5 protein-coding genes are annotated in these 6,829 nt (G+C 43.1%); 1 reads left to right on the plus strand and 4 read right to left on the minus strand.

What is annotated here, in order from left to right; translation table 11 throughout:
- Positions 1-56: 56 nt before the first annotated feature.
- The 3 genes from ASV53_RS10085 to ASV53_RS10095 are packed head-to-tail and all read right to left on the minus strand — an operon-like array spanning position 57 to position 4,860.
- Positions 57-1,589, minus strand: coding sequence for a SpoVR family protein (locus ASV53_RS10085; protein ID WP_062690977.1), 1,533 nt, complete (start codon positions 1,587-1,589; stop codon positions 57-59).
- Positions 1,590-1,623: 34 nt separating this feature from the next.
- On the minus strand, positions 1,624-2,895 hold the full coding sequence (locus tag ASV53_RS10090) for a YeaH/YhbH family protein (RefSeq protein WP_094956999.1): 1,272 nt from the start codon (positions 2,893-2,895) through the stop codon (positions 1,624-1,626).
- Positions 2,896-2,925: 30 nt separating this feature from the next.
- Positions 2,926-4,860, minus strand: coding sequence for a PrkA family serine protein kinase (locus tag ASV53_RS10095; RefSeq protein ID WP_094957000.1), 1,935 nt, complete (start codon positions 4,858-4,860; stop codon positions 2,926-2,928).
- A 557-nt stretch (positions 4,861-5,417) separates the two neighbouring features.
- On the opposite strand from ASV53_RS10095, the gene ASV53_RS10100 reads away from it, so the two are divergent.
- Positions 5,418-5,798, plus strand: a complete 381-nt coding sequence (locus ASV53_RS10100) for a VOC family protein (protein WP_062690978.1) — start codon at positions 5,418-5,420, stop codon at positions 5,796-5,798.
- Between the two features lie 66 nt (positions 5,799-5,864).
- On the opposite strand, the gene ASV53_RS10105 is transcribed toward ASV53_RS10100, so the two are convergent.
- Positions 5,865-6,743 (minus strand): D-hexose-6-phosphate mutarotase, encoded by an 879-nt coding sequence (locus ASV53_RS10105; RefSeq protein ID WP_094957001.1) that lies wholly within the window; start codon positions 6,741-6,743, stop codon positions 5,865-5,867.
- Between the last annotated feature and the right edge of the window lie 86 nt (positions 6,744-6,829).

Below are 6,829 nucleotides of genomic sequence, written 5' to 3' on the forward strand. Positions count from 1 at the left end.
GTAACTGATATATCACGCTTTAATTTTATGTGCTGTATATAAATTGTATCACTTAATTAAATATCAGAACCAAATTGTGTATTGCGCACTGGGCATGTCCCTAGAATTTGGCTTCGTCCATCGCTCAACTCTTCTTCTAACGTAATATCAAATCCCCATAGACGGTACATATGCTTCAGCACTTCTGGGTGACTTTCGGCTAGTGGAATTCTGTTGTGTGGTATGTAGCGTAAAGTCAGTGAACGGTCACCGTTAAGCGCGACATTCCATACTTGAAGGTTAGGCTCATTGTTACTTAAATTATACTGTGAAGAGAGCTTCTCTCGGATCATCCGATAGCCTTCCTCGTTATGAATAGCACTGACTTCCACATAGTTATGGCGGTCATCGTCATCCACGGCAAACAGTTTAAAGTCACGCATCACTTTCGGTGATAAAAACTGACTGATAAAGCTTTCATCTTTAAAGTTTTCCATCGCAAAGTGAAGCGTATCTAACCAATCTTTACCTGCAATGTCAGGGAACCAGTGCTTATCTTCTTCCGTTGGGTTTTCACAGATCCGACGGATATCTTGGAACATAGCAAAACCTAACGCATACGGGTTAATACCACTGTAATACGGGCTATTATATTCTGGTTGTGCAACCACACTGGTATGGCTGTGTAAGAACTCTAGGATGAAACGGTCGGTCACTAAACCTTCGTCATAAAGGTGATTCAAAATCGTGTAATGCCAGAACGTCGCCCAGCCTTCATTCATGACTTGGGTTTGTTTTTGCGGGTAGAAGTATTGGCTTACTTTACGCACAATTCGCACAATTTCACGTTGCCAAGGTTCAAGTAGTGGCGCATGTTTTTCAATGAAGTAAAGGATGTTTTCCTGTGGCTCAGCAGGGAAGCGGTGTTCCTCTGATACATCGGTTTTATCCTCTTGCACTGGAATTGTACGCCATAAAGCATTTACCTGTGTTTGCAGGTAATCTTCGCGTGCTTTTTGGCGCGCGGTTTCTTCAACTAATGATATTTTTTGTGGACGCTTGTAGCGATCGACGCCAAAATTCATCAGTGCATGGCAGGAGTCGAGCAAACGTTCAACATCTTCCACGCCGTACTTTTCTTCACAGTCGGTAATGTATTTTCGAGCAAACAGTAAGTAGTCGATGATCGAACTTGCATCCGTCCATGTTTGAAACAAGTAATTGCCTTTGAAGAAAGAGTTATGACCATAGCAGGCATGCGCCATTACCAACGCTTGCATGGTTATCGTATTCTCTTCCATTAAATAAGAGATACAGGGATCTGAGTTAATTACGATCTCATATGCCAATCCCATTTGGCCGTGTTTATAGCCACGTTCAGTTTCAATAAAACGCTTGCCGAATGACCAGTGGTGGTAATTGATTGGCATCCCAATACTTGAGTAAGCATCCATCATCTGCTCAGCAGTGATGATCTCAATCTGATTGGGATACGCATCAAGCCGGTAGTGGTCAGCGACACGTTTTATCTCTTTATGATATTGGTCAAGCAGATCAAACGTCCAATCTGGACCATCATCGAGTGGCTTTGTCTTTGTTGTTGTCACCATAACTCACTCCCCTAAGCGCGTTGACATCCAGCTATTAACTTACTTGTTTTTTAAATAGCTCCCTGAATACAGGGAATATGTCATCCACCGTCCGTATGTTCTGCATAGCAAAGTTAGCGTGACTGCCTTGCAGTGTTTCGTATTCACGCCAGAGCGTTTGGTGCGCACGGCGAGTGATTTCGATATAAGAGTAGTAGCGTGTTACTGGCAAAATACTCTCTTTTAATAATTGACGACAACCAGGTGAATCATCTGCCCAGTTATCCCCGTCAGAGGCTTGAGCTGCATAGACATTCCACTCGCCAGGAGGGTAACGTTTCTTGATAATGTCATCCATCATGCGTAAAGCACTGGATACAATCGTGCCACCTGTTTCTTGGGAGTAGAAAAACTCATGCTCATCGACTTCTTTTGCTTGTGTATGGTGGCGAATAAAGACCACATCGACATTCTTGTATGTTCGATTCAAGAATAAATACAGCAAGATGTAGAAGCGTTTAGCAATATCTTTTGTTGCTTGATCCATCGACCCCGATACATCCATTAAGCAGAACATCACTGCTTGGCTGGTGGGTAGTGGGCGACGTTCATAATTTTTGTACCGTAAATCAAAGGTATCAATAAACGGTACACGGTTGATTTTTTCGCGCAGCGCTTGGATATCTTGTTTTACGCGTTCTTCTTCAAACGGTTGGGCAGGTTCTGTTGATTTAAGCTGCTCAAGTTCCGCTTCAAGCTCACGTAAATGACGGCGTTTTGCTGCTGTCATCGCTGTACGTCGTGCCAACGAATTTTGTAGCGATTTCACAATCGCGATATTGGATGGCACACCTGATGATTTATAGCCTGAACGGAACGTTTTCCATTCGACGACTTTATTCATCTGATTTTTTTCTAGGTTAGGTAGCTCCAAATCTTCAAATAGTAAATCGAGGTACTCATCTTTGGAAATTTGGAATACAAATTCATCTTGGCCTTCACCGTCTTGGCTGGCTTGACCTTCTCCTGAACCGCCTTGTCCCGCCCCTCCTTGGGGGCGTTCAATGCGGTCACCAGGTGAGAATTGGTCGTTGCCCGGGTGGACAACTTCACGTTGTCCACCACGGCCTTGGTGAAAGCTCGGCTCTTTGATATCACGAGAAGGGATAGTGATATTTTCCCCGCTCTCAACATCAGTGATCGAACGCTTATTAACCGCATCAGCAATAGATTCTTTAATCTGCTGCTTGTGGCGGCGTAAAAAGCGCTGGCGATTCACCGTGCTTTTATTTTTACCATTGAGCCTGCGATCTATAAAATGCGCCATAAGCTCCCCCTCATACTTCCATTCAACCGGCTACGATGATTTACGAACGCGTAGGTACCATTCAGATAGCAAACGCACTTGCTTGCGGGTGTAGCCTTTCTCCATCATACGAGCAACGAAATCATCGTGTTTTTTCTGCTCGTCGGTAGAGGTTTTGGCATTGAAAGAAATAACTGGGAGCAGTTCCTCGGTATTCGAGAACATTTTTTTCTCGATAACGGTGCGCAGTTTTTCATAGCTGGTCCAGTTTGGATTTTTCCCTTCATTACTGGCACGAGCACGTAGAACAAAGTTGACGATTTCGTTACGGAAGTCTTTAGGGTTACTGATACCCGCTGGCTTTTCGATTTTCTCTAGCTCGTTATTAAGCGCAGAGCGGTCGAAAAGTTGACCTGTTTCAGGATCGCGATACTCTTGATCTTGAATCCAGAAATCGGCATAGCTGACATAGCGGTCAAAGATGTTCTGGCCATACTCAGAGTAAGATTCTAAGTAAGCGGTTTGAATTTCTTTACCAATAAATTCAACATACTTAGGAATCAAATATCCTTTAAGGAACTCAAGGTATTTTTCAGCGACTTCTTGTGGGAACTGCTCGCGTTCAATTTGCTGTTCAAGAACATAGAACAGATGAACGGGGTTAGCGGCCACTTCTGAATGGTCAAAGTTAAAGACACGAGATAAGATCTTAAAAGCAAAACGCGTAGATAGGCCGTTCATACCTTCATCGACCCCAGCGTAATCACGATACTCTTGGTACGATTTCGCTTTTGGATCCGTATCTTTGAGGGTCTCACCATCATAAACACGCATTTTTGAGAAGAGGCTTGAATTCTCTGGCTCTTTTAGACGAGAAAGTACCGAGAAGCGAGCAAGAATATCGAGTGTGCTTGGCGAGCAAGGAGCACTTGATAACTCACTGTTTTGAAGTAGTTTTTCGTAAATTCGAGTTTCTTCCGAAATACGTAAACAGTAAGGCACTTTCACGATGTAGACACGATCGAGGAAGGCTTCATTGCTCTTGTTATTACGGAAGGTTTGCCACTCTGATTCATTCGAGTGAGCAAGAATAATCCCTTCATACGGTAGGGCTGATAGGCCTTCTGTACCGTTATAGTTACCTTCTTGCGTCGCGGTTAGTAGAGGGTGAAGCACTTTTAGTGGTGCTTTAAACATCTCTACAAATTCCATCAAACCTTGGTTTGCTTTACAAAGCGCACCGGAATAACTGTAGGCATCTGGATCATCTTGCGAGAAATGCTCTAGCTGGCGAATATCCACTTTACCAACTAGCGATGAAATATCTTGGTTGTTCTCATCACCAGGTTCGGTTTTGGCAATACCCACTTGATCTAAGATCGATGGACGTACTTTTACAACGCGGAACTTGGTAATGTCACCACCAAATTCGTGTAAACGTTTAGCTGCCCATGGTGACATGATGGTATTGAGGTAGCGTTCTGGAATGGCATATTCTTTATTAAGAAGATCGCCATCTTCGTTTTTATCAAACAGGCTAAATGGGTGATCGTTTACTGGGCTGCGAACGCCGTCTGCTGTCAGTACGTAAACTGGTACTTTTTGCATTAAGCTTTTTAGCTTTTCAGCCAAAGAAGATTTACCGCCCCCGACAGGGCCCAGTAAGTATAGGATTTGTTTGCGTTCTTCTAGACCTTGCGCAGCATGCTTAAGGTAAGAAACGATTTGTTCAATTGCTTCTTCCATACCATAAAAATCTTCAAACGTTTTATAACGTGAGATCACACGGTTAGAGAATAGGCGGCTCAAGCGTGGGTCTTGAGCTGTATCAATCATTTCTGGTTCACCAATCGCCATAAGTAGGCGTTCGGCAGCGTTTACGTATGCGCTTCGGTCGTTACGACAAATTTCAAGGAATTCTTGCAATGAAAGCTCTTCATCCTTGGACTCTTCATAGCGTTGACGATAATGGTCAAAAATACTCATGGTATGCCCCCTGAATCGTTCTCTTATCAATTAGAAAGGACGAAAACAAATAACTTTCACATCCCTCATATATTTAAGACTAGACCTAACTGATCAAATTGCGTCACTGAGTTGTTGGTTTTTAAATAAATTTCCTAAGCTAGGTGACAATGAAAAATTGCGTAATCTTTGTACACATTCTTACTATCCTCTTTAAAAATCGCTTTCGCAAGAAGGTTTAGATGGAAAATCTTTACATTTATTTAACGATTTTGTGATGTGATAGCTTGATTTGATGCTTAGTCGTTTAGATTGAAAATACTTTCTTATGCGGTATCTATAACTGCAAAACAAATGCATCTTCGAGGTTTGAACAAGAAGTCTTGATAGACGGCGGGTTATTTCGCTTTTTTTAAGGGTGATGCATTATTGAGACAATTAACAGCTTGATGATAAAGCGTTATCGCGCTTTGCTTGTATTCACGGAATATTTCTTGGCTAAGATGCTTTTTTTGTGAGCTGAATCAACAACTCTGACTTAAGCTAGATAAGTGGTTTTATTTTGGGGAGCTGCATTTATGAGTATTTCTCGCGTTGATACTGTTTCCATTCCAGTATCGGATCAAGCGCAAGCATTAGTATTTTATCGGGATGCATTAGGGTTTGAGCTAATTCGTGATCACTGTGCAAATGATGATAAGCGTTGGGTACAGCTTGCACCAAAAGGTGCAGAGACAACCATTAGTTTGGTCAGGCCTTTTGCGGGAATGAAAGCTGGGTCTGTACAGGGGCTTGTGGTGCAAACTGACGATATTACATCAACATATAATGAGTTGAGCGGTCGTGGGGTTGGATTATCTGAAATTGTGACGCTACTGAGTGGCCGTTTTGCAACCTTTGCCGATCCAGATGGTAATGGTTGGGTTTTGATTGAAGCTAATACAAGTATGTTGGCATAGGGCAGGCAATCAACACTAGGCTATATTAGCGAGAAGCGGTATTGCTACCGCCCCTCATTTTTCGCGTTATTCAGCAGCTAAGCTCACGGTTGTCGATAAGGTGTGAGATTCATTTGGTGCTAATGTCACGCCTTCGCCGTGGATAGTTGATTCAACACAAACCATAGTTTCGAAGCTATTGGTTGCCATGTCTGCCATATTTTCACACAGCGCCTGCCATGGGTTCCAAATAACAGCTGCGTTATGGCCTTGGTTTTCAACCAATATTTGGCGTTGACGAGGGGTGTCGTGAATCGCAATGATTGCTTCTGGTGCGGTATATACACGATCAACTTCTTGGGTGATCAAGAGTGCATTTCCACCTTCCGCTTGAACGCCACCTTGAACACCATCGATGTAAGGAGCGCCCATTCCCGTTAGGTGTGCTTTTGTGATATCTGCAATATCGAAATAAGTATGGAGTGCACCGCCATAAGACCAAGCGTGATCATCGGTATTGGTAGACGTAAGGCTGACTTTTAAGCTTTCGCCTAACTCGAAAGTGATCGTTAGTTCGAATTTATGCGGCCAGATTTCGCGTGTTGCATCTGAATCTTGCAGGCTCAGGGCAACGATGACACCAGTCTCGTTTTCACGGTGCTCTTTGATTGCCCACTGGCTGTTACGTGCAAAACCGTGTGATGGGGTGCCAGCTTTACCAAACCATGGCCAGCAAACAGGAATACCACCACGAATGGCTTTGGTTGGGTCTATGATGGCCTCTTCACTCAACCAAATCACGTCGTCTTGGTTTGCTGGTTTGAACCATATTAAGTGGCCGCCATGCAGTGAGATCCCGGCTTCAACGGTGTTGTGGATCACTCGAATAATTTTAACGCCATTGTATTCACATACAGTAACAGCATCTGAAAGGGCATTGATAGTTGGGAGATTACGTAAATCCATGATCATTTCCTTACTAATAGCATCTTATATAGCAGTTTAATGGAGTAAATATGTATAAAAAACGATATAAGATGACACTTAATTTT

It is taken from the genome of Photobacterium sanguinicancri, assembly GCF_002265265.1.
Classification (GTDB): Bacteria; Pseudomonadota; Gammaproteobacteria; order Enterobacterales; family Vibrionaceae; genus Photobacterium; species Photobacterium sanguinicancri.

Excerpts from the sequence above, each read along its gene's own strand:
- ASV53_RS10085 (WP_062690977.1), bottom strand. The coding sequence starts at position 1,589 with ATGGTGACAACAACAAAGACAAAGCCACTCGATGATGGTCCAGATTGG.
- ASV53_RS10090 (WP_094956999.1), bottom strand. The coding sequence starts at position 2,895 with ATGGCGCATTTTATAGATCGCAGGCTCAATGGTAAAAATAAAAGCACG.
- ASV53_RS10095 (WP_094957000.1), bottom strand. The coding sequence starts at position 4,860 with ATGAGTATTTTTGACCATTATCGTCAACGCTATGAAGAGTCCAAGGAT.
- ASV53_RS10100 (WP_062690978.1), top strand. The coding sequence starts at position 5,418 with ATGAGTATTTCTCGCGTTGATACTGTTTCCATTCCAGTATCGGATCAA.
- ASV53_RS10105 (WP_094957001.1), bottom strand. The coding sequence starts at position 6,743 with ATGGATTTACGTAATCTCCCAACTATCAATGCCCTTTCAGATGCTGTT.